Raw genomic sequence first — 25,011 nt, forward strand, 5'->3', positions numbered from 1 at the left:
CGGGTCCGGGCGTCCGCCGCACTGACGGAACGATCATGAACCCGTACCTATAGTGATGAATCGTGTCTGCCACGCTCTCCTCCGTCGCGGCCTACGCGGGGGTCAGCACGAGCACCGCGAGCCGGGCGCTCTCCGGCCACCCGGCGGTGCTGCCCAGCACCCGGGCCCGGGTCGAGGCAGCCGCCGCGGCCCTGCAGTACCAGCCGAACCGGATGGCCAGCGCACTGCGCACCCGGCGCTCGGGGCTGCTCGGCCTGGTGATCAACAACCTGCGGAACGCCACCTTCCACACCATCGCGGAGACGCTGCAGAACTGGGCCGCCGGGCAGGGGTACCAGGTGCTGGTCTGCACCACCGGTGGCGACCCGGCCCGCGAGGCGGCGTTCCTGCGGACGGCCCGCGCCCACCACTTCGACGGGATCGTCGTCGCCGGGTCGGGCGCGAACACCGACCTGGTCAACGCCCTGGTCGCCGACGGCCGGGCGGTGGTGACGATGAACCGCGAGGTGCCCGGGTCGCTGGCGCCCTCGGTGATGTCGGACTACCGCACCTCGGCCCGGCTGGGCACCGAGCACCTGCTCTCCCTCGGGCACGTCCGGATCGGCGTGGTGCAGGGGCAGCCCGACGTCACCTCCGGCAGGCTCAGCGACGCCGGTTTCCGGGAGGCGATGGCCGCCACGGGCACCCCTGTCGACCCGGACCTGGTGGCACCCGGCCGCTTCGTCGTCGACTTCGGCCAGGAAGCGGCCACGACGCTGCTCGGGCTCGCCGCACCCCCCACGGCGCTGCTCGTGACCAACCACGAGGCCTCGCTGGGCGTGTTGCAGGTGGTCGCCACCTCCGGCCTCCGGGTGCCGGACCAGCTCTCGGTGATCTGCACCGAGGACGAGCCCTCGTGGGCGTGGTGGACCCCGCCGATCACCACCGTCGACAACCAGGCGCGGGTGCTCGCCGAACGGGCGGCGGCGGTGCTGCTGGCGCAGCTGACCGGCACCGAGAGCGCCTACCCGGTGAGCCGCGAGGAGCTGGTGGAACCGGTGCTGGTCGAGCGGGCGTCGACGGCACCGCCGGCCTGAGGGGCCGCCGTCAGCTCACCCGCTCGAAGACCGCGGCCAGGCCCTGGCCGCCGCCGATGCACATCGTCTCCAGGCCGTACCGGGCCTCGCGCCGGCGCATCTCGTGGGCCAGGGTGGCGAGGATGCGGGCGCCGGTGGCGCCGACGGGGTGGCCCAGGGAGATGCCCGAACCGTTGACGTTGACCCGCTCGCGGTCGTCGGTACCGAGCCCCCAGGCCTGCAGGCAGGCGAGCACCTGGCTGGCGAACGCCTCGTTGAGCTCGATGAGGTCCATGTCGGCCAGGGTCAGGCCGGTCCGCTCCAACACGGCGGCGGTGGCCGGCACCGGGCCGATGCCCATCGTCTCCGGCGGCACGCCGGCCACCGACCAGCCGACCAGCCGGACGAAGGGCTCCCAGCCGCGCCGATCGGCCTCGGCCCGGGTGGTGACGACGCACGCCGCGGCGCCGTCGTTCTGCCCGGAGGCGTTGCCGGCGGTGACCGTCGCCTCGGGGTCGACCCGGCCCATCACCGGACGGAGCTTCGCCAGGTCCTCCATGGTGGTGTCCGGCCGGGGGTGCTCGTCGTCGAGGACGACGCGGGCGGGGGTCTTGCGCGTGCCCGGCACCTCGACGCCGATGATCTCGTCCTCGAACCGGCCCTCGCGGATCGCGGCGCCCGCCGCCTGCTGCGAGCGGAGTGCCCAGGCGTCCTGCTCCAGCCGGTCGATGCCGTGCTCGCGGCGCACGTTCTCCGCGGTCTCCAGCATGCCACCGGGCACCGGGTGGTCGACGCCGCCGGCGGTCTCGCGGGCGCGGGCGAGGCGGTCGTGCAGCATCACGCCGTCACCCTTGGCGCCGGTGCGCAGCCCGAGTGCGTAGTGCTCGACGTTGCTCATCGACTCCACGCCGCCGGCGATCACCACCTTCCCGGCGCCGGAGGCCACCTGCATGGCCGCGTAGATGACCGCCTGCAGCCCGGACCCGCAGCGCCGGTCGATCTGCAGCCCCGGCACCTGGACCCCCAGCCCCGCGTCGAGCGCGGCGATGCGGCCGATGGCGGGGTTCTCACCGCTGGGGTTGCAGTGGCCGAGCACGACGTCGTCGACCTCGCCCTCGGCCAAGCCGGTCCGCTCGGCGATGGCCCGCAGCGCGGTGGCGGCGAGCTGGTTGGCGCTCAGGCCGGCGAAGACGCCGCCCATGCGGCCGACGGGCGTGCGCACCGGGGAACAGATGACGACGTCGTCCATGCACTCACTGTGCCAGCCCACCCCCGTGCCGGCGCTGCGTCGGCCTCCGCTCAGCGGAAGCCCGGACCGGACGACGCCCGTCCCGGCGGACCGGGAGGGGCGCCGTGCGGAGCGGTCGGGCGGGAGGTCAGTCGCGCGGCTTGGCCATCGCCTCGTGCGCGGAGGTCTTGAAGGCATCCGGCAGGACCTTGTTCATCGCGCCCTGCGCCTTGGTCATCAGCGAGGCGGCGACGACCTGCTTCTCGCCCTTCATCATCGCCTCGAAGCCCTGCTCGGCGACCTCGGCGGCGCCGTCCTTGGGGCCCTTGCCCATGGCGGTGTCCTCCAGGTCGGCCCGCCGGAAGAAGTCGGTGTCCGTCGGGCCGGGCATCAGCGAGGTGATGGTGACGGCGGAGTCCTTGAGCTCCTGCTGCACGGCCTCGGTCAGCGACTGGACGAAGGACTTCGAGGCGTTGTACACCGGCTGGTAGGCCCCGGGCATGGTGGCGGCGATCGAGGAGGTCACCAACACCCGGCCCTCGTTGCGGCCGGTCATCTCCACCAGCACCAGCTTCAGCAGGGCGGCGGTGGAGACGACGTTGAGCTGCATGACCTCGAGGTCGTCGGCCCAGTCGGTGTCGACGAAGGCGCCGCCGCGACCGACGCCGGCGTTGAGCGCGGCGGCGTGCAGCGGCCGCCCGAGGCCCTGGACCCGGGTCCACAGCTGCTCGATGCCCTCCGGGGTGCGGAGGTCCGCCTGGACGGGGATCACCTCGGTGCCCTCGGCGCGCACCTTCGCCGCAGCGGTGTCGATGGTGTGGTCCTCGGCGTTCACCACGACGTCGTAGCCGTGCTGGGCGAACTGCTTGGCGAGCTCCAGCCCGATGCCGCTGGAGGCACCGGTGACCAGGGCGAGCGGCTTGGTCTCAGTCATGGGCGTGCGGATACCCCGGCCCGGTGGAACGGAACCGTGCGCCGGGCAGGCCAGCTCGTCGGCTCAGGTCAGCAGTGCCCGATGCACGACCCGTGCAGCTCATCGGTCGCCAGCGCGTCCAGTGCCGAGCCCGACCGCACCGCGAGCGGACACTCCGGGTCATCGGCAGGGAGTCCGGCCACCACGTTCGGCGGCAGGGGCGCCCGGCAGACTGCGCGGGTGACCGAAGCGACGACCCCGGTGATCTGCTCGGGCAAGGGCTGCACCCACCCCGCCCGCTGGCGGCTGGTCTGGAACAACCCGAAGCTGCACACGCCGGACCGGGAGAAGGTCTGGACGGCGTGCGACGACCACCGCGAGCCGCTCTCGCACCACCTGGCGATCCGCTCGTTCCTGCGCCGCGTCGAGCCCTTCGGGCACGCCGGGTAGGTTCTGCGCTGCACACGGGAGCCCGGGCGCGGGCTGAGACGGCGGACGATCCCCGCCGACCGTCCAACCTGATCCGGTTCGTACCGGCGGAGGGAGCTGCCCGATGCTCGCTGCCCGTTTCCACGCGGCACACCAGCCACTGGCCCTGGACGACGTCCCGGTGCCCGAGCCCGGCCCGGACGAGGTGCGCGTGCGCATCGGCGCCGCCGGGGTCTGCGGCACCGAACTGCACTTCACCGACGGGCTGTACGCGCCGGCGAAGACCCCGATGACGCTGGGCCACGAGGCCGCCGGCACGGTCGAGGCGGTCGGCTCCGCGGTCACCGGGTGGGCCCCGGGCGACCGGGTGGCCGTCTACTACTACCTCTTCTGCGGCGCGTGCCGCTGGTGCCTGCGCGGCCGGCAGAACCTCTGCCTGGCACCCCGGGGCGTGCTCGCCTTCGCCGCCGACGGCGCCTTCGCCGAGCAGCTCGTCGTCCCGGCGCACTGCCTGGTGCGGCTGCCCGACGAGCTGTCGTTCGCGGCGGCCGCGCCGCTGTGCTGCGCCGGCACGACCGCGGTGCACGCGCTGACCGAGGCCGCCGTCGAGCCGGGCGATCTGCTGGTGGTCATGGGCAGCGGTGGAGTGGGGCTGGCCGCGGTGCAGGAGGCCCGGCGCCGGGGCGCCACCGTCGTCGCGGTCAGCCGGGACGACGCCCGCCGCGCCGCCGCCCGCGCGGCCGGGGCGACGGCAGCGGTCTCCCCCGCCGACCTGGCCGACACCGTGACCCGGCTCTCCGGGGGCCAGGGCGCCGACGTCGTCGTGGAGCTGGCCGGCGTGACCGCCACGCTGGAGCTGTCCACCGCGGTGCTGGGCCGGCGCGGCCGGCTGGTCCTGGTCGGCTACAGCGCCGACTCCCTCACCGTGAGCCCGCTGGCGATGGTCGTGGCCGAGCAGCGGGTGCTCTCCAGCGTGGGCAACACCCTGGCCGAACTGGAGCAGGCGGTGGCCCTGGCCGCGGCCGGCCAGCTCGCTCCCCCGGTGGCCGGCACGCTGCCGTTGAGCCAGGTCAACGACGCGCTGGAGCGGCTGCGCGCCGGCGACGTCGCCGGCCGGCTGGTGCTCACGCCATAACGGTCGGGGGGCCGTGTCAGGATCGCTCCTCGTGCGACGCCACCGCGGGGAGACCGCACTGCCCCGCGAGGTCGGCGTCCTCGCCATCGTCGCCTTCGTCGTCGCGCTGGGCTTCGGCGTGGTCGCGCCGGCGATCCCGCTGTTCGCCCGGTCCTACGGGGTGGGGACGACGGCGGTCGGCTTCGCGATCAGCGCGTTCGCCTTCTTCCGGTTCGTCTCCGCGTTCGCCGGTGGCTCGCTGGTCGAGCGGATCGGCGAGCGGGTGGTGCTGGCGGCCGGGCTGCTGATCGTCGCGGTCACCACCGGCGCGGCCGGGCTCGCCGGCAGCTACCCGGTGTTCGTCGCGCTGCGCGCGGCCGGCGGGGTGGGCAGCGCGATGTTCACCGTGGCCGCGCTGTCGCTGCTGCTGCGCACCGCCCCGCCCGCCCAGCGCGGCCGGGCCGCGGCCACCTACCAGGGCGGCTTCATCCTCGGCGGCATCGCCGGTCCGGGCGCCGGCGGCTTCCTCGCCGAGGTCTCCCCACGGCTGCCGTTCTTCGTCTACGCCGGCTTCCTGCTGGTCGCCGGGGCGGTCGCGCTGGTCCTGCTGCGGACCCCCACGCGACCGGCAGTCGAGGTGCCGGCCGCGCCGGTGGCCTCCGGCGTCGACCAGGGCGGCGGAGCCGACACGGCGGCCGCCCCCGGCGTGGAGGCGCCCAGCGGAGGCCTCCGGGCGGCGCTGCGCTCGCGGGCCTACCTGGCCGCGCTGGTGGCCAACCTCGGCGTGGGCTGGGTGCTGTTCGGGGTGCGCAACTCGCTGGTGCCGCTGTACGTGACCGAGGAGCTCGGCAAGACGGTCGCCTGGGCCGGTGCCGGGCTGCTGGCCGGGTCGGTGGCCCAGGCGGTCGGCCTGCTGCGCGCCGGGGCGCTCGCCGACCGCTGGGGCCGCCGCCCTTCGCTGGTCCTCGGCTCGGCCCTGGCCACCGCGTCGCTCGCCGTGCTGGTGCTGCCGCCGGCGACGGGTGCGTTCCTGCTCTCCATGGCCAGCTTCGGCCTGGCCGCCTCGCTGCTGGCCAGCGTGCCGGCCGCGGTGGTGGGCGATGTGAGCCCGGCCCGCAGCGGGCAGGTGGTCGCGGTGTTCCAGATGGTCGCCGACCTGGGGGCGGTCTGCGGGCCGCTGGTCGCCGGCTGGCTGACCGACGCCCTCTCCTACCAGTGGGCCTTCGGGGTGAGCACCGCCGTCCTCGCGCTCGGCTTGGTCATGGCGCTGGCGATGCCGCGCACCATCCGCGCGGTGAGCTGATCCTCAGCCCGGGCGGACCACCCGGTGCCCGTGGTCGGCCGCGTAGGCCTCGAGCACCTCGTCCACCCCTGCGCCCACGTGCAGGAACCGCTCGTCCAGGATCCCGGCGAAGTCCTCCACCGCCAGACCGAGCAGTTCCCCCGCGACCCGGACGTCCTGGCGGGGTGCCTCCCGCGCGGCGTCGCGGAACTCCAGGGCCGTGCCGAGCATGGCCGCCAGGGACGCTTCCTCCACCCCGTCGCGGAAGTAGTAGGTCTCGGAGTACTGGGTCAGGTCCACCCGGACCTGCACGAGATCACCGGCCAGGCCCTCCAGCACCGGCGCGGCGAGCTGCCCCTGCGGGTCGCCGGTGAAGCGGGCGGCCCGCACCCGGCGCAGCCCGGCGAGCCGCAGCGCCAGCACACGGCGCCGGACCAGGGCCGGATAGATCTGCAGCACCCAGGTGACCGAGGCGGTGAGCAGCCCGAACCCGAGCAGCGCCTGGACCGGGACGACGATCCGCAGCCAGTCCGCGGCCGGCGTGACGTCACCGAACCCGAGGGTGGCCAGCGTGACCGTCGAGGTGTAGAGCGCGTCCAGCCAGCCACCCCGCTGCGACGGGTCGAGCGAGCTGCCCAGCAGGAACCCGTCGGACATGTGCGGCCCGTAGACCAGTGCGCCGCCGAGCACGAGCACCGCCACCCACGCCACGATGACCAGCACCATCGACGTCGGCCCCGCCAGCACGCCGGAGTGCCCGCCCTCCCGACGGCGTCGCGCCAGCCGCCACACGGCCGACATCAGGTGGCTGCTCAGCCAGCCGCTGCCGGTCGGGTGCCACAACGTCTGGAAGACGTCCCGCAGACCGAGGAGGACCACCAGTCCGCCGACGGCGGTCACGACCCAGCCCCATGCCCCGTCCACCCGGCCAGCCTGCCAGGCGCCGGGGGCGAGCGCGGAACGGCTACCGGTGAGGGGTCCGGAGGGGTTGGATGGGAGGTGCCACCGGGGGCGCCCCCACCGGGGCGACCACCCTCGCGGCCTCGACCGGAGGTGCCGTGCCCGCAAGACCCGTCCTGCTCACCGTCGACGACGACCGCGCCGTCAGCCGCGCGGTCGCCCGCGACCTCCGCCGCCACTACGGCGACCGGTATCGCGTCGTCCGCGCCGAGAGCGGCGCCGACGCGCTCGCCGTGCTCCGCGAGCTCACCGCTCGCGGCGAGGTGACCGCCCTGCTGCTCGCCGACCACCGGATGCCCGGGATGACCGGCGTCGAGTTCCTCGAGCAGGCGATGGACCTCGTGCCCACCGCGAAGCGCGTGCTGTTGACCGCCTACGCCGACACCGACACCGCGATCCGGGCGATCAACGACGTCGACCTGGACCACTACCTGCTCAAGCCCTGGGACCCGCCGGAGGAGAAGCTCTACCCGGTCCTCGACGAGCTCCTGGAGCAGTGGGGCCGGGCGGCGCCCGCGTCGTTCGAGGGGATCACCGTGCTCGGCCACCAGTGGTCGGCGGAGACCCAGGAGCTCAAGGAGTTCCTCGCGCGCAACCAGGTGCCTTACCGGCACCTGCAGGGCGATGCCGCGACCGGGGTGCGCACCGCCGCCGGGCTGACCGAGGACGCCCTGCTGCCGGCCACCGTCTTCCCCGACGGTGCGGTGCTCAGCCGGCCCACGCTGCGCGACGTCGCCGAGCGGTGCGGCCTGCCGACCAGCGCCGGCAGCCCGTTCTACGACGTGGTCGTCGTCGGCGCCGGGCCTGCCGGGCTGGGCTCGGCGGTCTACGCCGGCAGCGAGGGGCTGCGCACCCTGCTGGTCGAGCGGACGGCGACCGGAGGGCAGGCGGGCACCAGCAGCCGGATCGAGAACTACCTGGGCTTCCCCCGCGGGGTCTCCGGCGCCGAGCTGGCGCGGCGGGCGCGGGACCAGGCGGTGAAGTTCGGCGTCGAGGTGCTCACCACCGCCGAGATCACCGAGATCACCCCGCACGGCGAGGGCCGGGTGCTGCGCTTCGCCGACGGCAGCGAGGTCACCGCGCACGCCGTCGTGCTGGCCACCGGGGTGCAGTGGACCCGGCTGCCGGCGACCGGCGCCGAGGAGTTCTCCGGCCGCGGCGTCTACTACGGCGCCGATCCGCACGAGGCGCTGAGCTGCCGGGACGAGGAGGTCTACGTCGTCGGCGCGGCGAACTCCGCCGGCCAGGCGGCGCTGCACTTCGCCAAGTACGCCCGCCGGGTGGTGATGCTGTGCCGCGGCCCGGACATCCGTCGCGGCATGAGCGAGTACCTGGTGTCGCGGATCGAGGCCTCCGACGTCATCCAGGTGCGCACCTGCACCCAGGTCGTGGCGGTCGAGGGCGGTGACCACCTGGAGCGGCTGGTGCTCACCGACACGGCCGGCGGCGGCACGGAGACCGTCGCGGCGTCCCGGTTGTTCGTCTTCATCGGCGCCCGGCCGCTCACCGACTGGCTCGGGGACGCCTTCTCCCGCGACGACCACGGCTTCCTGCGCACCGGCCCCGCGCTGCTCGACGGTGACGGCCGCCCACCCGCGGGCTGGCCGCTGACCCGCGCGCCCTACCACCTGGAGTGCTCGGTGCCCGGGGTGTTCGCCGCCGGCGACGTCCGCGCCGAGTCGGTGAAGCGGGTCGCCGGTGCCGTCGGCGAGGGCGCGATGGCCGTCACCCTCGTGCACCGCTACCTGGAGGGGACCCGATGACCAGCACGAGCCAACGGATCGGCGTCGACGAGCTCCGGTCGCTGTTCCTGTTCGAGTCCCTCGACGACGACGTGCTGGCCTGGCTGGCCGGGCGCGCCGAGGTGCGGGTGTTCGACGCCGACGCCGTCGTCTTCGCCGAGGACGAGCCGGCCGAGGCGCTGTTCGTGCTGCTGGAGGGCAGGCTGCTGCTCACCAAGCACGCCACCGACGAGGACGTGGTGATCAACGAGACGTCGCACCGCGGGTCGTACTCCGGCGCCGTGCGGGCCTTCACCGCCGGTCCGCCCGAGCGGTACCAGACCTCGATGCGCGCCTCCCGACCCAGCCGGTTCCTGCGGATCGCGGCTGCCGACTTCGCCCAGCTGGTCCAGCAGCAGTGCCCGATGGCGGTGCACCTGCTCGACGGCATCTACGAGGGCGTGCGGGCGACCGAGTCGACGATGCGCCAGCGGGAGCACCTGGTGCAGCTCGGCGTGCTGTCGGCCAACCTCGCGCACGAGCTGAACAACCCCGCCGCCGCCGCGGTCCGCGCCACCGAGCAGCTGCGCACCCGCATCTCGGGGATGCGCAACAAGCTGAGCCTGCTGGCGAAGGAGGGGCTGTCGCCGGAGATGGTGGCCAAGCTGGTCGCGGTCCAGGAGCAGTCCGTCGAGCGGGCGCTGAAGCCGCGGCCGGAGCTCAGCGCACTGGAGGAGAGCGACCTGGAGGAGGCGATCTCCGACCGGCTGGAGGAGCGCGGCGTCGCGCACGCCTGGGAGCTGGCCCCGGTGTTCGCCGCCGCCGGGCTGGACGCCACCTGGGTCGACGACGTCGTCGAGCAGGTGGACGGCGGGCTCAAGTGGGACGCCGCCTTCGGGTGGATGCGCTACACGCTGGAGACCGAGGCGCTGATGAGCGAGATCGAGGAGGCCACCACCCGGGTCTCCGCGCTCGTCGGCGCGGTCAAGCAGTACTCGCACATGGACCAGGCGGAGCACTCCGAGGTGCCGCTCAAGCCCGGCCTGGAGAGCACCCTGGTGATGCTCGCCCGCAAGCTCACCGGCATCGAGGTGCGCCGGGAGTACGCCGCCGACCTGCCCGTCGTGCCCGGTTACCCCGCGGAGCTGAACCAGGTGTGGACCAACCTGATCGACAACGCCGCCGACGCGATGAACGGCTCGGGGGTGCTGACGCTGCGCACCCGCGCCGACGACGCCTCGGTGTTCGTGGAGATCGCCGACGACGGGCCGGGCATCCCCGAGGAGCTGCAGCCGCGGCTGTTCGAGCCGTTCGTGACCAGCAAGCCCGCCGGCCAGGGCAGCGGGCTGGGCCTGGAGAACGCCAAGCGGATCGTCGAGCGCCGGCACGGCGGCTCGCTGACCTACACGACCGGCCCGGCGGGGACGACGTTCTGCGTGCGCCTCCCCCGGCGCAACCGCTCCTGAGGAGGACGCGATGACCAGCTGGCAGGTGCAGGACGGCGTTGCCTGCGCGCACGGCGCCGGGCTGCCCGAGCCGCCCGGTGCTGCGGCGGCGTGCGAGGACTGCCTGGCGATCGGCGGCTCGTGGGTGCACCTGCGGCGCTGCCTGAGCTGCGACCACGTGGGGTGCTGCGACTCCTCCCCCCACCGGCACGCCACCGCGCACTTCGCCGGCACCGCCCACCCGGTGGTCGCCTCCGCGGAACGGGGCGAGCACTGGGCCTGGTGCTACACCGACTCCGCGGTGCTCCTCCCCCGCTGACCGGTCAGGCCGGCGCGCTCCGCCGTTGCGCGGCACCCGGGGTGATGTCCCCGGACGTCGCCCCGACGACTGCGCACCGGCAACGGACGCGACGACGGCGCCGCCCCGGTCGGGGCGGCGCCGTCGTGTCGGGCTCGCTGCTCAGGCGGGGCGGCGGCCGGCCAGCTCGCGGGCCGCGGTGACCGCCGCGGCGTCCAGGGCGTCGGCGTCGCCGCGCTCCCGTGCCTGCGCCTGCCCGTCGAGCCAGGCGATGTGGCGCTCCCACGCGGCCCGGGGGGAGACGCCCAGCGCCCGGGCGATCTGCTGCCAGTCGGCGCCACCGCGGAGGGCCGCGCGGATGCCCAGGTGGCGGCTGCTGTGCGCCTTGCGGGCGACGACCTCGCCCAGGGCCAGCAGCTCGAGCGCCTCCTCGACGTCCAGCGAGGTGCCGACGTCCTTGATGGCCAGCCAGTCGTCGTCGGTGTCGGCGTTGTCGATCGGCTTGTCGATGACGACGTTGTCCCGGCGGCTCAGGAAGTCCAGCCGGGTCACGGCGGTCATGAGCGAGAACTCGCTCTCCAGCACCTCGGGGGTGATGGCGACCTCAGGCGGAGTGGTCATGAAGCACTGTGTTTCCCGACGACCGCCAGCCATAACCGTGATGCGCACGACACCTGTTTGTCACGGGCTGTCGTACCGGTGGGTGACCGGCCGCGGACGACCGGCCCGCGTCCGGCGGACGCGGGCCGGAGCGGGTCAGTCGGTCACGCCGACGGCCTCCTTGGCCAGCGCCGCGAGCCGGGTCTGGGTCGCACTGACCACGCTGGAGCGCGCCTTGTGCGTCTCCTCGTAGCGGATGATGGTGTTCACGTCGGCGGCATCGTCGAGCTGCTCGACCGCGCTGGCGATCTGGGCGGCGGACATCGAGTCGTAGCCGGGGATCGGCAGCTCGTCGGCGGTGACGTCACCGAGCTCCCGGCGGGTGGCGGCGACCGCCTCGGCCGCCTCGGTGTCGCCCTCGCGCTGGGCAATCCGCTCCGCGCGGCGCAGCGAGGCCAGCCGGCCCACGGTCAGCGTCTCGCGGACCGCGCCGGTGAACGCCGTCGCCCGGTCACGGACGTCGTCCACCACGCTGGTCAGCGTGCCGCCGGCGGAGTCGCCGGCGTGCTGGGCGCTGCCGACGGCGCGGTTGACCGTGTCGGCCGCGAACCGGACCGGCATGTTGACCAGCTTGGTGGCTCCGCCGGCCACCTTCTGGAACGGGGTGGCCCGCAGGGCCGCCGGGCCGCCGAGGGCCTGCTCGGCGAGCACGACGGTGAGCCACTCGACGGTGGCGGAGTGCGCCGTCACCAGCCGGTCGGCGAGCTCCTCCACGGCCGGCTGCTCGGCGGCCTGCGCGAGGACCTTGAGGTAGGTCGCGCGGTCGAGCAGCTGGTGCTCGAGCTGGAGGTCGCCCAGCAGCGCCTCGTCGATCGGCTCGGCCTGCTCCAGCGTGCCCTTGACCAGCGCGGTGAGCCGGCCGACGACGGGGGCGACGACGTCGCCCATGCCGGAGACGGCGCGCAGCTGCTCGGTGATCGCCGTCGCGCGTTCGACCGCGTGCTCGGCGTTCTGCTGGAGCTCGCGGCGGACGGCGTCGGTGCGCGCCTGGGTGATGCGGATCCGGGCGATCTGCTCCTCGGTCTGGGTGAGGGTGAGCAGCGCCCGCAGCTGGGTGATGAGCGGAGTGTGGTCGGTCACGAGGACTCCCGGGTCGGCGGCTGGCCTGACGCCCTCCCCCTACCCACCGCCGGCCGGCGCTAACTGCAGCAAGCAGTTCGCTAGCGCACGGCCCACCCGCCCGGGGCAGCCGGCCCGGGGGCGCCCACCGCCCGCCGCCGGGAACGGGGACACTGAGCCCGGGGGCCAGTCGAGGAGACGAGCAGTGGTGGAGACGACGAGCGACGACGAACGCGACCCCGATCTGGTGGCGGTGACCGAGGGCACCGAGGCAGCCACCGAGCTGACCCGGCCGGCGGGCCTGGACCGGGAGCGGATCCTGCAGGCGGCGATCGGCTTCATCGACGAGCACGGCCTGAGCGCGCTCACCATGCGCCGGCTGGGCGCGGCGCTGGGCGTGGAGGCGATGGCCCTCTACCGCTACGTGCCCGGCCGGGAGGACCTGCTCGACGGCGTGGTGGACACCGTCGTCGAGAGCCTCTTCGACGACGACGACGCGCCCGACGACATCCACCTGGAGCACGCCAGCGGCTGGCAGGACTACCTGATGCGGCTGGCCCACGGGGTGCGCCGCATCGCCCTGGCCCACCCGGCGGTCTTCCCGCTCGTGGCCAGCCGCCCCCCGGCGGCCCCGTGGGTGCGGCCACCGCTGCGCAGCCTGCGGATGGTCGAGTCGTTCCTCCGCACGCTGTGCGACAGCGGCTTCACCGACCAGGCCGCCGTCGCCGCCTACCGGGCGTACTCCAGCTTCCTGCTCGGGCACCTGCTGCTGGAGGTCACCCAGATCGGTGCCCAGGTCAGCCTGCTCGACCAGCCCGAGGGCGACCAGGGGGCCCAGCAGGCCACCGACCTGACCGACTACCCGGCCCTGCTGCGCACCGAGCCGCTGCTGTCCCAGGACAGGTCGGCCGCGGAGTTCGAGGAGGCGCTGGAGAACCTCCTCGACCGGCTGGAGCGGGTGCTGCACGAGGCGAAGAACTCCGACGACGGCTCCGTGCTGGACCTCTGAGCGCGGGGCCGGCGCGGTCACCGCCAGCGGTACTCGTGCTCGGGGCCGCCCTGGGCCGCCGTACCGGGGCACCCGGTCGGGCCCCCGCGCTCGGCGAGGTGCCCCAGGTGGCGGCGGGCGGTGCTCCACGAGACACCCACCCGGGCGGCGAGCTCGGTGGCCGACAGCCCGTCCCCGCCGCGCAGCGCCCCGACGACCAGGTCCGGCGTCTCGCAGCCCATCCCCTCGGGCAGCGCGGCGCATCGCGAGGTCGCGCTCCCCCACTGACCGCGGTCCCCGACAGCGGCGCCGCCCCGGATCCACCGGCGCCGCGCCGCTGCGCGCCCGGGTACGGAGTGGTGCCGGAGCGTGACCGCCGCGCTCCGGCACGTACCCGGACGACGGCGCTCGTTTACGGCGTAAACGGCTGGGCTACCAGTGCTCCGCAGGGGCGGCCGGCGCACGGTGCGACACCGCCCGGCACCCCACGAACCCGCCGCTGAGGAGTACGAACGTGATCACCGAGCAGGACATCACCACCGTCATCGGAACGACCGCCGTGGACGCCGACGGCGACAAGCTCGGCAAGGTCGGCCAGGTCTACCTGGACGACCAGACCGGCCGACCCGAGTGGGCCACCGTGAGCACCGGCCTGTTCGGCACCTCGGAGACCTTCGTCCCGCTCGCCGAGGCCCAGCTCGCCGACGGCCACCTGCGCGTCCCCTACCAGAAGGCCAAGGTCAAGGACGCCCCGCGGATGGACGCCGACGCCGGCCACCTGAGCCCCGACGAGGAGGCCGAGCTCTACCGCTACTACGGCGTGGGCACCGGCACCGCCGACACCACCGCCGGGTACACCGACACCACCACCGGCCGCGCCGAGGGCGTCACCGACACCAACCGGCACGGGACCACCGGTCACGACACCTCCGGCCCCACCACCGACGACGCCATGACCCGCTCCGAGGAGCAGCTCCGGGTCGGCACCCAGCAGGTCGAGACCGGCAAGGCCCGGCTGCGCAAGTTCGTCGTCACCGAGAACGTGACCACCACCGTGCCGGTCTCCCACGAGGAGGTCCGGCTCGAGCGCGAGCCGATCACCGACGCCAACCGCGAGGCCGCCCTCGACGGCCCGGCGATCTCCGAGGAGGAGCACGAGGTCGTGCTGCACGCCGAGCGCCCCGTGGTCGCCAAGGAGGCCGTGCCGGTCGAGCGCGTGCGGCTGGACACCGAGACGGTGACCGAGCAGGAGACGGTGACCGACTCGGTGCGCAAGGAGCAGATCGAGGCCGACACCGACGGTGTCACCGAGGGTCGCCGCACCCGCTGAGCCACCCCCCGGCCGGCGGGTGAGACCCCCGCCGGCCGGGTACCCACCGAGCCCTCGACCCCCCGGGAGATCCCATGGCCACCAGCTCGTCCCCCGAACCCACCGGCGCGGCCACCAGCGCCCGGGACACGGAGTTCCGCAACAACGCCGCCGGCGCCCGCGCCACGAGGGGCACCGCCCGCGACGCGGTCGACGCCCAGCACGCCCGCTTCGGCGGGATCAAGTGGGGCGCGGCGTTCTTCGGCTGGCTCTCCGCCAACGGCCTGGCCGTGCTGCTGATCGCACTCGTCTCCGCCGCCGGCGTCGCCCTCGGTCTCACCGAGAACCTCGACGTCGCCGAGGCCACCGACCAGCCCGGCACCGTGGGCATCGGCGGCGGCATCGCGCTGCTGGTGATCCTCTTCCTGGCCTACCTGGCCGGCGGGTACGTCGCCGGCCGGATGGCCCGCTTCGACGGGATCCGCCAGGGCATCGCCGTCTGGGTCATCGGACTGCTCGTGGTGATCGCGCTCGCGGTCGCCGGCGCCGTCCTCGGCTCGCAGTACAACGTGCTGTCCCAGCTGAACCTGCCGCGCATCCCCGTCGACGAGGGCACCGCCACCACCGCCGGGATCATCGCCCTGGTCGCCGTCCTGGTGGTCACGCTGATCGGCGCGGCCCTGGGCGGCAAGCTCGGCGAGCGCTTCCACCGCAAGGTCGACCGCGCGGGCTTCGACGCCTGATCGACGTCCCCGCACGCCAGGGGCCTGCCCACCGGGACCACCCGGTGGGCAGGCCCCTGTGGTGCGTGGGGTGGGTGGGGCGGCGAGCGGGCGGCACCTGGCGTGTTGACCCACGGATCGCCGTCGACAACTCACATGGTGGCGGGCATGGGATTCACCTACCGCACGGCACGCGCCGTGATGATGGTCGGGTCCATGTCGGACCCGGCCGGCCAGCAGGCCCAGCTCATCGGCCCCGCCCACGCGACGCTGGGGCTCCGCGGCGCCCGCGGCCGCACGGCCCTGTGCGGGGTCTACGTCGCCCGCGACGAAGAGGTCGCCTGGCCGCCACAGCCCGACGTGTGCGACTCGCTCTGCCCCACCTGCAGCCAGCTCGCGCTGCTCTGAGATCGGTGACATCCGTCCCCACCAGGCACCTGTCGTCACACCCGCACCACCCGTCGGCCGGGTGCGCCGGACCGGTCCGTCCGAACCGGTAGACAGGGCCCATGGGGAACGCCGCCGACCTGCAGCACCAGCCCGACGGGCCGGTTCCGCCGCCTGCTGAGCAGCCGGGCCCCCCGCCTGCCCCGGTGTCCCTCGAGCTCACCGCGACCCCGGTGCTCAGCTACGCGCTGGCGCACAACGACGTCCCGGTCGTCTCCCGGCTGGTGGTGCACAGCGCCGCCACGACCGTCCGCGGCGCCACCGTCCGGCTGTCGGTGACCGACGACGGGGGGCCGGTGGGCCCCGCGGTCGAGCGGCTGGTCGACCTGGAGGCCGGGCGCACCACCGTCGTCGGCGACGTGGGGCTCACCCTGGACGCCGCAGCCCTGCTGCAGGTGCCCGAGCGCCGGTCCGGCTGGGTCCGCGCCGAGCTGACCGCCGAGGGCCGCACGCTCGCGTCCCACCGGACGCCGGTGCACGTGCTGGCCCCGGGCCAGTGGCTGGCCACCCCGCTGCCGCTGGCGCTGGAGCTGCTGGCGGCCCACGTCCTGCCGCACGACCCGGCGATCGGCCGGCTGCTGGACGACGCCTGCGACCTGCTGGAGGAGGGCACCGGCAGCCGCGCGCTGCCCGGCTACGACGACGGCCCCGAACGGGTCGACGAGGTGGTCGACGCCCTGGTGTGGGCGATGCGCCGGCGCAGCGTGCGGCCCACCCTGCCGCCGGTGAGCTGGACCGACGTCGGCCAGGTCGTGCGCACCCCCGACGAGGTGCTCGACGGCGGCGTCGGCACCAGCCTGGACACCACGCTCACCCTCGCCGCCGCCTGCGAGCGGGCCGGCGTCCGGCCGTTGGTCTGGGTCGCCGACGGGCACGCCTTCTGCGGCTACTGGCGCGCGGAGCGCAGCAGCGAGACCGCGGCCACCACCGACGTGGCCGGCCTGGTCAACCTGGTCGACCTGGGCGTGATCCGGCTGGTGGAGACGACGCTGCTGGCCGCCGGCGGGAGCAACGTCGCCGACCTGCACCGCCCCGCCTACGCCGCCTGGCTCTCCGGCGACCTCGGGCGGCTGCTGGGGGTCACCGACGTGACCCGCGCCCGGCGCGAGGGCGTGCGGGCACTGCCGGTGCACCCCACCGGCGAGGACGGCGACGGCGTGCTGGCGCACCGGGCGGCCGCCGGACCGGCCGGCACCGCCGAGGCGGCGCAGACGCCGCCGGCGCCCGATGGCCGGCCCCCGGCGCCCCCGCGGGTGCAGCAGTGGAAGAACGCGCTGCTGGACCTCAGCCTGCGCAACCGGCTGCTGAACTACGGCGAGCGCTCCGGGGTGCCGCTGACCGTGCCGCACGACGCACTGCCGCTGCTGGAGGAGCTGCTCACCGGCGGCACCACGATCACCCTGCTGCCGGCCGACGCGCTCTCCGGCGTGCAGCGCGAGCGCGGGATGCGCGGTGCCCGCGAGCTGCCCGGTGAGCTGCTCACCGAGACCCTGGCCGAGCGCCGCGCCGTGCACACCGACGTCCCCGAGACCGCTTACCTCTCCCGGCTGCGCGGCCTGGCCCACCGGGCCCGCACGGTCGTCGAGGAGACCGGCGCGAACAACCTGTACCTGGCGCTGGGCAGCCTGGTGTGGGAGGCCGAGGGCCGCCCGCTGCGCTCCCCCCTGGTGCTGCTGCCGGTGCTGCTCAGCCCGGCCTCGCGTACCGGCGCCTACCGGCTGACCGTCGACGAGGCCGGCGTCGCCACCCCGAACTGGTGCCTGCTGGAGAAGCTGCGCCAGCTGCACGGGCTGACCGTGCCCGGCCTGGCCGAGGGCGCCGACGGCGTGCGGCTGGAGACCGCGCTGCAGGCGGTGCGCGAGGCGCTGGCCGAGCGCGACCTGCCGTGGCGGGTGGAGCCGACCGCCGACCTCGCGGTGCTGCAGTTCGCGAAGTTCCGGCTCTGGCAGGACCTGGACCAGCACTGGGCGGACTTCGCCCGCAACCCGCTGGTCGCCCACCTGGTCCGCGACCCGAACGCACCCTTCGCCGACCCGGCGCCGGACGCCGCCGGGCAGGTCGACCTCGACGAGCTGGCCGCCGGCTGCCCGGTGCCGGCCGACGCCTCCCAGCTGCGTGCGGTCGCCGACGCGGTCGCCGGGCGCACCTTCGTGCTGGAGGGGCCGCCCGGGACGGGCAAGTCGCAGACGATCACCAACCTGCTCACCCGCGCCGTCGCCGAGGGCAAGCGGGTGCTGTTCGTCGCCGAGAAGCGGGCCGCGCTGGACGTGGTGGCCCGCCGCCTGGACGCCGTCGGCATGGGCCCGTTCGCGCTGGACCTGCACGACAAGGGCAGCCGCCCGGCCGTCGTCCGGGCGCAGATCCGGGCGGCGCTGGACCACGCGGTGGAGGTCGACGAGCAGGGCCTGGCCGCCGACGCCGAGGACCTGCGCTCGGCCCGCCGCAGCCTGGACCGCTACGCCGAGCGGCTGCACGCCCCCAACCCGGCCGGGTTGTCGTACTACTCGGCACGCACCGCCGTGCTGGCCGCCGGGAACGCGGTGCCGCCGCTGCCGGTGCCACCGGCCTTCGCCGGCCAGGCCGACGCCGAGACGGTCACCGAGGTGCGCCGGGCGCTGGCGCTGCTGCCGGACATCGCCGACCTGGCCCGCCCCTCCGCCGGTCACGCCTGGGCCTTCCTGGACACCGTGGACGTGGACATCGAGGTGGTCCAGCGGGCGGCGGTCGCCGTCGACGCCGCCATCCGTGAGCTGCCCGGCGACGGCGCCCTGGCCGCGGTGCTGCGGGCGGTGCGCACCCCGGAGGACCTCGACGACCTGGCGCACCTGCTGGCCGGGCCGCCGCTGGGCCTGGACGTGCTCGACCAGGTCTGCACCGCCCGCTGGGCGGCCGCGACGGACGACCTCCTCGCCGACGTGGAGGCGCTGGCCGAGGCCGGGTCCCCGGCGTTCGACGTCGTCACCCCCGCGGCCCTCGACCTGCCGCTGGGCGAGCTGTTCGTGCAGGCGCAGGAGGCGGCCGCCGGCTCCTTCCTGGGCCGGCGCGGCAAGCTCGCCGAGGTGCGCGCCCGGTTCGCCGAGGTGCTGGCCGACGGCGCCACGCTGCGCACCAAGGACGTGCCGGAGCTGACCGCGTCGCTGCGCGCCGTGCAGGCCGCCGTGCAGTCCCTGGCCGCGCGCGCCACCGCCGTCCCGGGGCTGCAGGTGCCCGCCGGCTGGAGCCCCTTCACCGAGGCCGGCCGCACCCTGCTGGCGGCCGAGGCCCGCTGGCTGCGGCGGGCTGCGGCGACCGCGGACGGGAGCACCGGCCTGGCCGGTGCGGTGCGCCGGTGGCTCGTCGCGGTGCCGGCCTCCGACCCCGCCGCTGCGCGGCTGGTGCTGCGGCTGCGCGACGCCGTCCGCGCGCTGCTGGCCGCCTGCGCCAGCTCCTCGGCCCAGCTCGCCGCCTGGAGCGGCGAGCAGGGGCTGGTGCTGCACTGGACGATGACCCGCCCGGAGCGGGGCGTGGAGTACATCCACCCGATGTCGCTGCGGCGCTGGGTGAGCCTGCTGGACACCCTGGAGCCGCTGCGGCTGGCCGGGCTCACCGAAGCCCGGCGGCTGCTGGTCCACGGGGAGCTGCCCGCCGAGGACGCCGTGCGTGCCTTCGACCGCGGCCTGGCCGAGGCGTCGCTGGCCGAGCGCCGGGCGGCCACCGGTCTCGGCGCGTTCGACGCCGGCCGGCACGAGGCGACGATCACCCGGTTCGCCGCGGCGTCCCGGGCGGTCCGGTCGCACCTGACCTGCGCCGTGCCCGCCGGCGTGCTGGCCGCCCGCCCGTTCGACCCGGCGACCGGGGACAGCCGGGTGGGCGCACTGCAGCGCGAGCTGGCCAAGCAGCGCCGGGGCCTGGGCGTCCGCGGGCTGCTGGCCGCCCACGGTGACCTGATCACGTCGGTGCTGCCCTGCGTGCTGGTCAGCCCGGACTCGGTGGCCCGCTTCTTCCCCGCCGACGCCGACCTGTTCGACCTGGTGGTGTTCGACGAGGCCTCGCAGATCCGCGTCGCCGACGCGATCGGCGCGCTGGGCCGGGCCCGCGCCGCGGTCGTGGTCGGGGACAGCAAGCAGCTGCCGCCGACGACGTTCGGCGAGCCGTCCGCGGCCGACGAGGAGCCGATCGAGGACGCCGTCGCCGACGAGGAGTCGATCCTGTCGGAGTGCGTGCAGGCCCGGGTGCCGCGGCAGTGGCTGTCCTGGCACTACCGGAGCCAGGACGAGACGCTGATCGCATTCAGCAACGCCCAGTACTACGACAACCGGCTGGCCACGTTCCCGGCGCCGTCGCACGGCCGCGCGTCCGCGGGCCCGGAGGGCCGCGGGGTGTCGCTGGTGCAGGTCGAGGGCACCTTCCACCGCACCGGGGGTGGCCGGCTGCTGCGCACGAACCCGGTGGAGGCCGCCGCCGTGGTCGCGGAGGTGCTGCGCCGGTTCGAGCTGGCCGCGCCCGCGGTGCCCTCGATCGGGGTGGTGACGTTCAACGCGCCGCAGCGGTCGCTGATCGAGGCACGGCTGCGCGACAGCGGCGACCAGCGGGTGGTCGACGCGCTGGACCGCACCGATGGCGAGGGCCTGTTCGTGAAGAACCTGGAGAACGTGCAGGGCGACGAGCGCGACGTCGTCTTCTTCTCCACCGGCTTCAGCCCCGACGAGCGCGGGCACCTGCCGCTGAACTTCGGCCCGCTGAACCGGGCCGGGGGCGAGCGACGGCTGAACGTGGCCATCACCCGGGCCCGCCGCCAGGTCGTCGTCTTCACCTCCTTCGCCCCGGAGCAGCTGCGCGCCGAGCAGACCGCGTCGCTGGGGGTGCAGCACCTGCGGGCCTACCTGGACCTGGCGGCGCTGGGCACCGACGCGCTGCCGCGCGGCGCCCGGCCGGCCGGGGCGCCGGACCGGCACCGCGACGAGGTCGCCGCGGGGCTGCGGGAACGGGGGCTGGTGGTGCGCACCGACGTCGGGCTGTCGGACTTCCGCGTCGACCTGACCGTCGCCCGCTCGATCGCGCCGGACGCCCCGGTGCTGGCGGTGCTGCTGGACGGGCCGGCCTGGGCGCGGCGGAAGACCGTCGGCGACCGGGACGGGCTGCCGGCGGAGGTCCTCTCCGGGCTGCTGGGCTGGCCGGCGGTGGAGCGGGTCTGGTTGCCGACCTGGCTGGCCGACGCGGACGCCGTGCTGGACCGGCTGGTCGCCGCCGTCGAGGCCACTCCCCTGCCCCGCCCCGCCGTCCCGACGGAGCCGGTGGCTCGGTCGGTGGCGGCGGCGCCGGCCGAGGAGGCAGCCGAGGCCGAGGGGCCGCTGGCCGACGTCATCCCGATCCGCCCGGCGGCGCGGGTCGCCGAGCCGGCCGTCGAGGAGCCCGTCGTCGCAGCGGAGCCCGTCGTCGCCGCCGAGCCCGTCGTCGCCGCCGAGCCCGTCGTCGCCGCCGAGCCCGTCGGCGAGGAGCCGGTGGTCGAGGAGCCGGTGGTCGTCGCCACGCCGCGGACGCGGTCGGCGGAGCCGGTCGCCCCGCTGGACGAGGAGCTGCCGTTCATCGCCTGGTCGCCCAAGCCGGCCGGGGAGAAGAAGCAGCTCGACCAGCTCAGCGACCCGGCGGTCGCGCGGGCGGTCCGCCGGGTGCTCAACGCCGGCATCCGGGCCGAAGGGCCGGTCCACCGGGACCGGCTGGCGCGGCTGACCGCCGGCGCGTTCGGCCTGACCCGGGTCGGCACGGCCCGCCGGGACGCCCTGATGGACCTGCTGCCGCCCAGTGCCCTGCAGGGCGAGCACCTCTGGCCCAAGGGCGCCGACCCGGCCGAGTGGACCTGGTTCCGCCGGCAGGCCACCGCCGCCGAGCGGCCGCTGGAGCACGTCGCCCCGCGCGAGATCGGCAACGCGATGGTCGCCCTCACCCGGGCGGCCGGGCGCCTGCCCGGCGAGGAGCTGCGAGCCCGCACGGCGGAGGTCTTCGGGCACCGCCGCCGCACCCCGGCCGTCCAGGCACTGCTCGACGCCGCACTGCAGGCCGCCGTCGAGGCCGGGCGCCTGACGGTCGCCGAGGACGGGACCGTCACCGCCTGACCCACTCCGCGGACAGTCGTGGTCTGTCCACCCCCGGTGGGCAGACCACGACGTCCCACCGGGCACCTCCTGACCGGCCGGCGCCGGCCGGTGGGGGTTAGCGTCGGGCGGGTGCGCCGAGATCCGGCGCCGGGAGAGGACGGCGATGGCGGCCGACACGGGCACCGGCACGGGCGCGGTCGCGCAGGCCCTCGCCGCGGTGCTGCCGGCCGGCCGCCTGGTCACCGACCCCGACGTGCTCGCCGCGCACGCCCACGACCACGGCGAGTGGGCCCCCTGGGAGCTCCCCGCCGCGCTCGTGCGGCCGCGCACCGCCGAGGAGGTGCAGGCCGTCGTCCGCGCCTGCATCGAGCACCGGGCACCGGTCGTCCCCCGCGGGGCGGGCACCGGGCTCTCCGGCGGCGCCAACGCCACGGCCGGGTCGGTGGTGGTCGGGCTGGAGCGGATGGACGCCGTCCTGGAGGTCGACGGGCTGGAGCGGCTCGCCGTGGTCCAGCCCGGGGTGGTCAACGACCACCTCCGCGCGCACGTGGCCGCCTTCGGGCTCTGGTACCCGCCGGACCCGGCGAGCTCGCCGTGGTCGACGATCGGCGGCAACGTCGCGACCAACGCCGGCGGGCTGTGCTGCGTCAAGTACGGGGTCACCCGCGACTACGTGCTCGGGCTGCAGGTGGTCACCGGCACCGGTGAGCTGGTGCGGCTGGGCCGCCGCACGGCCAAGGGCGTGGCCGGGTACGACCTCACCGGGCTGCTGGTCGGCAGCGAGGGCACGCTCGGGGTGATCACCGAGGTGACCGTCCGGCTCCGTCCGCTCCGCGAGCCCGAGCGCACCGTCGCCGGGTACTTCGACTCGGTGGTGGAGGCCGGCCGCGCCGTCACCGCGGTCGCCGCCGCCGGGCTGACGCCCTCGGCGCTGGAGCTGGTCGACCGGCACTGCCTGGCCGCCGTCGACGCGTGGAAGAACATGGGGCTCTCCGCCGACGCCGGCGCGGTGCTGCTCGGCCGGGTCGACACCCCCGGCGCGGCCGGGGACGCGGAGGCCGCGGAGATGCTCGCCGCGTTCGAGGGCGCCGGCGCGACGTTCGCCGCGGTCAGCACCGACCAGGCCGAGGCCGATGCGCTGTTCGCCGCCCGCCGGCTGGCCTACCCGGCGCTGGAGCGGCTCGGGCCGGTGCTCACCGAGGACGTCTGCGTGCCCAAGGGAGCGGTGCCGGAGATGCTGGCCCGGATCGAGGCGATCGCCGCCCGGCACGACACGCACATCGCCAACATCGCGCACGCCGGCGACGGCAACCTGCACCCGCTGCTGGTCACCCCGGTCGGCGACGAGGCGGCCCGCGCCCGGGCGCAGCGGGCCTTCGACGAGATCATCACCGCCGCGCTCGCGCTGGGCGGCACGGTCACCGGCGAGCACGGCGTCGGCCTGCTCAAGCGCGACGGCCTGCGGGCCGAGCTGGCGCCGGCGGTGCTGGCGATGCACGCCGCGGTCAAGGCGGCGCTCGACCCGCACGGGATCCTCAATCCCGGCAAGGTGGTCTGAGCGGTCAGCGGTCCAGCGGGTTGGCTCGGACCCGCTGGGCGAACCCGCCGGCGACGAACCGGCCGGCCAGGGAGCCGGGCTTGCGCTCGGCCTGCGCGGTGAAGCAGCCGAGGAACTCCTCGGCCAGCCCGCGCCGGGGGTGGCGGGCCAGCACCTCCGCGCGGAAGCCCTCGGCCCACTCCTCGGGCCGGCGGCCGGAGACGTCCAGGCCGGTGGCCAGCTCCAGGAGGTGCGCTTCGGGGTCGACGGCGACGTCGACCTCGGCCCACATGTGCCGCACGATCACGTCGGAGACGCGGCGCCGCCGGTCGGCGTCCCAGCCCGCACCGGCAGCGAACACCCAGCCGACCGCTCCCCCGGCCTCCTCGAAGGGCTCGGTCACGCTGTCGAACACCGGCACCAGGCCCAGGTCGTGCAGCATCGCGGCGACGTACAGCAGTTCGGCGTCGAAGCCGATGCCGCGGGCCCGGCCGTACTCCGCGGCCCAGAGGTGGGAGCGGTCGCAGTGCGCGAGCAGCGCGGGCGAGGAGAAGGCCGCGGCCACCTCACGGGCGGCACGAGCGGCGGCGGAGCGGGGGACCAGGTCATCGAGGGGCACGGACGGCAGTCTGGCCGCCGTCCGTGCCCTCACCTCGCCGATCCCGGCCGGATGGCAGGAACCCTGCGGAGGTCGGCAGGGTGCCCGGCCGTCCTCCGCTGCGGCGTCAGCCGCGGCGCGTGCCGCCCGACGTCCCGCCGCTCTTGCCGCGGTTGGTCACCGACGAGATCGCGCTCTTGATCTTCGCCTGGTTCTGCGGCTTGCGCGCCTCGTTCATCGCCTTCTTCGCCACGCCGGCCTTGGTGAGCTTGCTCAACAGCCCCATGACTGCCTCCTCGTCTCGTTGCGGTTGACCACTGGTGGGTGCCCTGGGGAGGACGGCGCCAACCCCCGCGGGCCCTGCCTTCCAGTTCGCGGCCGACCCGGACCGCTCAGCCGGCGGAGGGCGACCGGCGGTCCTCGCCGGCCCCGGCCTCGTCGTCCTGGTCGTCCTCGTCGCCCTCCCCGCTGTCCCGGGCGAGCAGGTAGGTCGCGCCGCCGAGCAGACCCCCGGCCAGCAGCGACAGCAGGACGACGGCCGTGGTGCCGATCGGTCCGACGACGGCGGTCAGCAGCGACCGGGACCGGGACGTCGGGTCGGCCAGCACCACCCCGACGAAGACGGCGACCAGCGTGCCGGCCAGCCCGGCGAACAGGTGCGCAGCCCGGCCGGCCAGCCCGACCCGGGCGGCGAGCACCCGCGCGGCCCGCACGATGCGCCCCGCCCGCAGCACCCGCAGCGCCCCGACCGTGCGGATGAGCCGCAGCACCTGCACCGGCCCGACGGCGAGCACGATCGCCACGACGATCCCGAGCGTGAGCAGCAGCATCCCGCGGTGACCGCGGATCCAGGCCCGCTTGTTCTCGGCCACCGCGAGCAGCACGACCGACTCGGCGACCAGCACGACGCCGCTGACGGCGTCGATCGCCCGGCCGGCGGTGCCGAGCGTGCCCCCGGCGAAGGTCAGGAACATCGCCGGGATCGAGGCCAGGGCAGCCACCAGCACCGGCAGCGCCAGCCGCCGTTCCCAGCGTTCCTCGCGGCTCATCGGCGACCGTCGCGGTGTTCCGGGGTGGGGGGGGGGGGGGGGGGGGGGGGGGGGGGGGGGGGGGGGGGGGGGGGGGGGGGGGGGGGGGGGGGGGGGGGGGGGGGGGGGCGGGGGGGGGGTGGG

General features: G+C 75.6%; 22 protein-coding genes and 1 riboswitch. Of the genes, 13 read left to right on the forward strand and 9 right to left on the reverse strand.

Translation table 11 applies throughout. From position 1 onward, the window contains the following. Positions 1-62: 62 nt before the first annotated feature. The gene (locus tag ACI795_RS10995) at positions 63-1,076 is read left to right on the forward strand and encodes a LacI family DNA-binding transcriptional regulator (protein WP_457075531.1); all 1,014 of its coding nucleotides are present in this window, start codon (positions 63-65) and stop codon (positions 1,074-1,076) included. A gap of 10 nt (positions 1,077-1,086) precedes the next feature. Here ACI795_RS10995 and ACI795_RS11000 read toward each other — a convergent pair whose 3' ends face one another. Beyond that, complete coding sequence (locus tag ACI795_RS11000; protein WP_457075532.1) at positions 1,087-2,304, reverse strand: acetyl-CoA C-acetyltransferase; 1,218 nt, start codon at positions 2,302-2,304, stop codon at positions 1,087-1,089. 127 nt (positions 2,305-2,431) lie between these two features. Next, the gene (locus ACI795_RS11005; protein WP_457075533.1) at positions 2,432-3,217 is read right to left on the reverse strand and encodes an SDR family NAD(P)-dependent oxidoreductase; all 786 of its coding nucleotides are present in this window, start codon (positions 3,215-3,217) and stop codon (positions 2,432-2,434) included. Between the two features lie 219 nt (positions 3,218-3,436). Between ACI795_RS11005 and ACI795_RS11010 the strand changes: the two genes are divergently transcribed. From ACI795_RS11010 to ACI795_RS11020, 3 genes are all read left to right on the forward strand, one after another. Next, positions 3,437-3,646 carry a hypothetical protein gene (locus ACI795_RS11010; protein WP_457075534.1) on the forward strand — a complete coding sequence of 70 codons (210 nt, stop codon included), beginning with the start codon at positions 3,437-3,439 and terminating at the stop codon, positions 3,644-3,646. A 4-nt stretch (positions 3,647-3,650) separates the two neighbouring features. Beyond that, a riboswitch (TPP riboswitch) is annotated at positions 3,651-3,759 on the forward strand. Further along, positions 3,750-4,760, forward strand: coding sequence for an alcohol dehydrogenase catalytic domain-containing protein (locus ACI795_RS11015; protein ID WP_457075535.1), 1,011 nt, complete (start codon positions 3,750-3,752; stop codon positions 4,758-4,760). It overlaps the preceding riboswitch by 10 nt. 31 nt (positions 4,761-4,791) lie before the next feature. After that, a complete protein-coding gene (locus tag ACI795_RS11020; protein ID WP_457075536.1) occupies positions 4,792-6,042 on the forward strand; it encodes an MFS transporter in 1,251 nt (416 codons plus the stop codon). Between the two features lie 3 nt (positions 6,043-6,045). Here ACI795_RS11020 and ACI795_RS11025 read toward each other — a convergent pair whose 3' ends face one another. Then, positions 6,046-6,945, reverse strand: coding sequence for a potassium channel family protein (locus ACI795_RS11025; RefSeq protein ID WP_457075537.1), 900 nt, complete (start codon positions 6,943-6,945; stop codon positions 6,046-6,048). A 134-nt stretch (positions 6,946-7,079) separates the two neighbouring features. Here ACI795_RS11025 and ACI795_RS11030 point away from each other — a divergent pair, with 134 nt between their 5' ends. From ACI795_RS11030 to ACI795_RS11040, 3 genes are read left to right on the forward strand one after another with little or no spacing between them, the layout of a single operon-like run. Next, positions 7,080-8,744, forward strand: a complete 1,665-nt coding sequence (locus ACI795_RS11030) for an FAD-dependent oxidoreductase (RefSeq protein WP_457075538.1) — start codon at positions 7,080-7,082, stop codon at positions 8,742-8,744. Further along, entirely contained in the window at positions 8,741-10,168 is a 1,428-nt protein-coding gene (locus ACI795_RS11035; RefSeq protein WP_457075539.1) for a sensor histidine kinase, read from the forward strand. The genes ACI795_RS11030 and ACI795_RS11035 overlap by 4 nt, the downstream gene beginning before the upstream one ends. A 10-nt stretch (positions 10,169-10,178) precedes the next feature. After that, positions 10,179-10,466: a UBP-type zinc finger domain-containing protein gene (locus ACI795_RS11040; protein ID WP_457075540.1), complete on the forward strand. Its 288-nt coding sequence runs from the start codon at positions 10,179-10,181 to the stop codon at positions 10,464-10,466. A 141-nt stretch (positions 10,467-10,607) separates the two neighbouring features. Here the strand turns inward: ACI795_RS11040 and ACI795_RS11045 are convergent, their stop codons facing one another. Further along, complete coding sequence (locus ACI795_RS11045; protein ID WP_457075541.1) at positions 10,608-11,066, reverse strand: hypothetical protein; 459 nt, start codon at positions 11,064-11,066, stop codon at positions 10,608-10,610. Between the two features lie 135 nt (positions 11,067-11,201). Next, complete coding sequence (locus ACI795_RS11050; RefSeq protein WP_457075542.1) at positions 11,202-12,185, reverse strand: ferritin-like domain-containing protein; 984 nt, start codon at positions 12,183-12,185, stop codon at positions 11,202-11,204. 187 nt (positions 12,186-12,372) lie between these two features. Between ACI795_RS11050 and ACI795_RS11055 the strand changes: the two genes are divergently transcribed. Then, the gene (locus tag ACI795_RS11055; RefSeq protein WP_457075543.1) at positions 12,373-13,173 is read left to right on the forward strand and encodes a TetR/AcrR family transcriptional regulator C-terminal domain-containing protein; all 801 of its coding nucleotides are present in this window, start codon (positions 12,373-12,375) and stop codon (positions 13,171-13,173) included. 17 nt (positions 13,174-13,190) lie between these two features. On the opposite strand, the gene ACI795_RS11060 is transcribed toward ACI795_RS11055, so the two are convergent. Next, on the reverse strand, positions 13,191-13,394 hold the full coding sequence (locus ACI795_RS11060; RefSeq protein WP_457075544.1) for a winged helix-turn-helix domain-containing protein: 204 nt from the start codon (positions 13,392-13,394) through the stop codon (positions 13,191-13,193). A gap of 272 nt (positions 13,395-13,666) precedes the next feature. Between ACI795_RS11060 and ACI795_RS11065 the strand changes: the two genes are divergently transcribed. The 5 genes from ACI795_RS11065 to ACI795_RS11085 all read left to right on the forward strand — a co-directional run bounded on the left by ACI795_RS11065 (position 13,667) and on the right by ACI795_RS11085 (position 23,262). After that, the gene (locus ACI795_RS11065; RefSeq protein WP_457075545.1) at positions 13,667-14,482 is read left to right on the forward strand and encodes a DUF2382 domain-containing protein; all 816 of its coding nucleotides are present in this window, start codon (positions 13,667-13,669) and stop codon (positions 14,480-14,482) included. A gap of 74 nt (positions 14,483-14,556) precedes the next feature. Further along, the gene (locus ACI795_RS11070; RefSeq protein WP_457075546.1) at positions 14,557-15,204 is read left to right on the forward strand and encodes a hypothetical protein; all 648 of its coding nucleotides are present in this window, start codon (positions 14,557-14,559) and stop codon (positions 15,202-15,204) included. Between the two features lie 147 nt (positions 15,205-15,351). Further along, positions 15,352-15,591, forward strand: coding sequence for a hypothetical protein (locus ACI795_RS11075; RefSeq protein ID WP_457075547.1), 240 nt, complete (start codon positions 15,352-15,354; stop codon positions 15,589-15,591). Positions 15,592-15,776: 185 nt separating this feature from the next. Then, positions 15,777-21,722, forward strand: coding sequence for a DUF3320 domain-containing protein (locus tag ACI795_RS11080; protein WP_457075548.1), 5,946 nt, complete (start codon positions 15,777-15,779; stop codon positions 21,720-21,722). Between the two features lie 145 nt (positions 21,723-21,867). Beyond that, positions 21,868-23,262 (forward strand): FAD-binding oxidoreductase, encoded by a 1,395-nt coding sequence (locus ACI795_RS11085; protein WP_457075549.1) that lies wholly within the window; start codon positions 21,868-21,870, stop codon positions 23,260-23,262. Between the two features lie 4 nt (positions 23,263-23,266). On the opposite strand, the gene ACI795_RS11090 is transcribed toward ACI795_RS11085, so the two are convergent. The 3 genes from ACI795_RS11090 to ACI795_RS11100 all read right to left on the reverse strand — a co-directional run bounded on the left by ACI795_RS11090 (position 23,267) and on the right by ACI795_RS11100 (position 24,888). After that, positions 23,267-23,860, reverse strand: a complete 594-nt coding sequence (locus tag ACI795_RS11090) for an HD domain-containing protein (RefSeq protein ID WP_457075550.1) — start codon at positions 23,858-23,860, stop codon at positions 23,267-23,269. Between the two features lie 106 nt (positions 23,861-23,966). Continuing rightward, positions 23,967-24,125, reverse strand: a complete 159-nt coding sequence (locus ACI795_RS11095; protein WP_457075551.1) for a hypothetical protein — start codon at positions 24,123-24,125, stop codon at positions 23,967-23,969. Between the two features lie 106 nt (positions 24,126-24,231). Further along, the gene (locus ACI795_RS11100) at positions 24,232-24,888 is read right to left on the reverse strand and encodes a hypothetical protein (protein ID WP_457075552.1); all 657 of its coding nucleotides are present in this window, start codon (positions 24,886-24,888) and stop codon (positions 24,232-24,234) included. Between the last annotated feature and the right edge of the window lie 123 nt (positions 24,889-25,011).

This window comes from Modestobacter sp. SYSU DS0290 (genome assembly GCF_054050955.1).

Excerpts from the sequence above, each read along its gene's own strand:
- ACI795_RS11075 (WP_457075547.1), top strand. The coding sequence starts at position 15,352 with ATGGGATTCACCTACCGCACGGCACGCGCCGTGATGATGGTCGGGTCC.
- ACI795_RS11070 (WP_457075546.1), top strand. The coding sequence starts at position 14,557 with ATGGCCACCAGCTCGTCCCCCGAACCCACCGGCGCGGCCACCAGCGCC.
- ACI795_RS11095 (WP_457075551.1), bottom strand. The coding sequence starts at position 24,125 with ATGGGGCTGTTGAGCAAGCTCACCAAGGCCGGCGTGGCGAAGAAGGCG.
- ACI795_RS11040 (WP_457075540.1), top strand. The coding sequence starts at position 10,179 with ATGACCAGCTGGCAGGTGCAGGACGGCGTTGCCTGCGCGCACGGCGCC.
- ACI795_RS11060 (WP_457075544.1), bottom strand. The coding sequence starts at position 13,394 with ATGGGCTGCGAGACGCCGGACCTGGTCGTCGGGGCGCTGCGCGGCGGG.
- ACI795_RS11085 (WP_457075549.1), top strand. The coding sequence starts at position 21,868 with ATGGCGGCCGACACGGGCACCGGCACGGGCGCGGTCGCGCAGGCCCTC.
- ACI795_RS11015 (WP_457075535.1), top strand. The coding sequence starts at position 3,750 with ATGCTCGCTGCCCGTTTCCACGCGGCACACCAGCCACTGGCCCTGGAC.
- ACI795_RS11100 (WP_457075552.1), bottom strand. The coding sequence starts at position 24,888 with ATGAGCCGCGAGGAACGCTGGGAACGGCGGCTGGCGCTGCCGGTGCTG.
- ACI795_RS11005 (WP_457075533.1), bottom strand. The coding sequence starts at position 3,217 with ATGACTGAGACCAAGCCGCTCGCCCTGGTCACCGGTGCCTCCAGCGGC.
- ACI795_RS11000 (WP_457075532.1), bottom strand. The coding sequence starts at position 2,304 with ATGGACGACGTCGTCATCTGTTCCCCGGTGCGCACGCCCGTCGGCCGC.
- ACI795_RS11045 (WP_457075541.1), bottom strand. The coding sequence starts at position 11,066 with ATGACCACTCCGCCTGAGGTCGCCATCACCCCCGAGGTGCTGGAGAGC.
- ACI795_RS11035 (WP_457075539.1), top strand. The coding sequence starts at position 8,741 with ATGACCAGCACGAGCCAACGGATCGGCGTCGACGAGCTCCGGTCGCTG.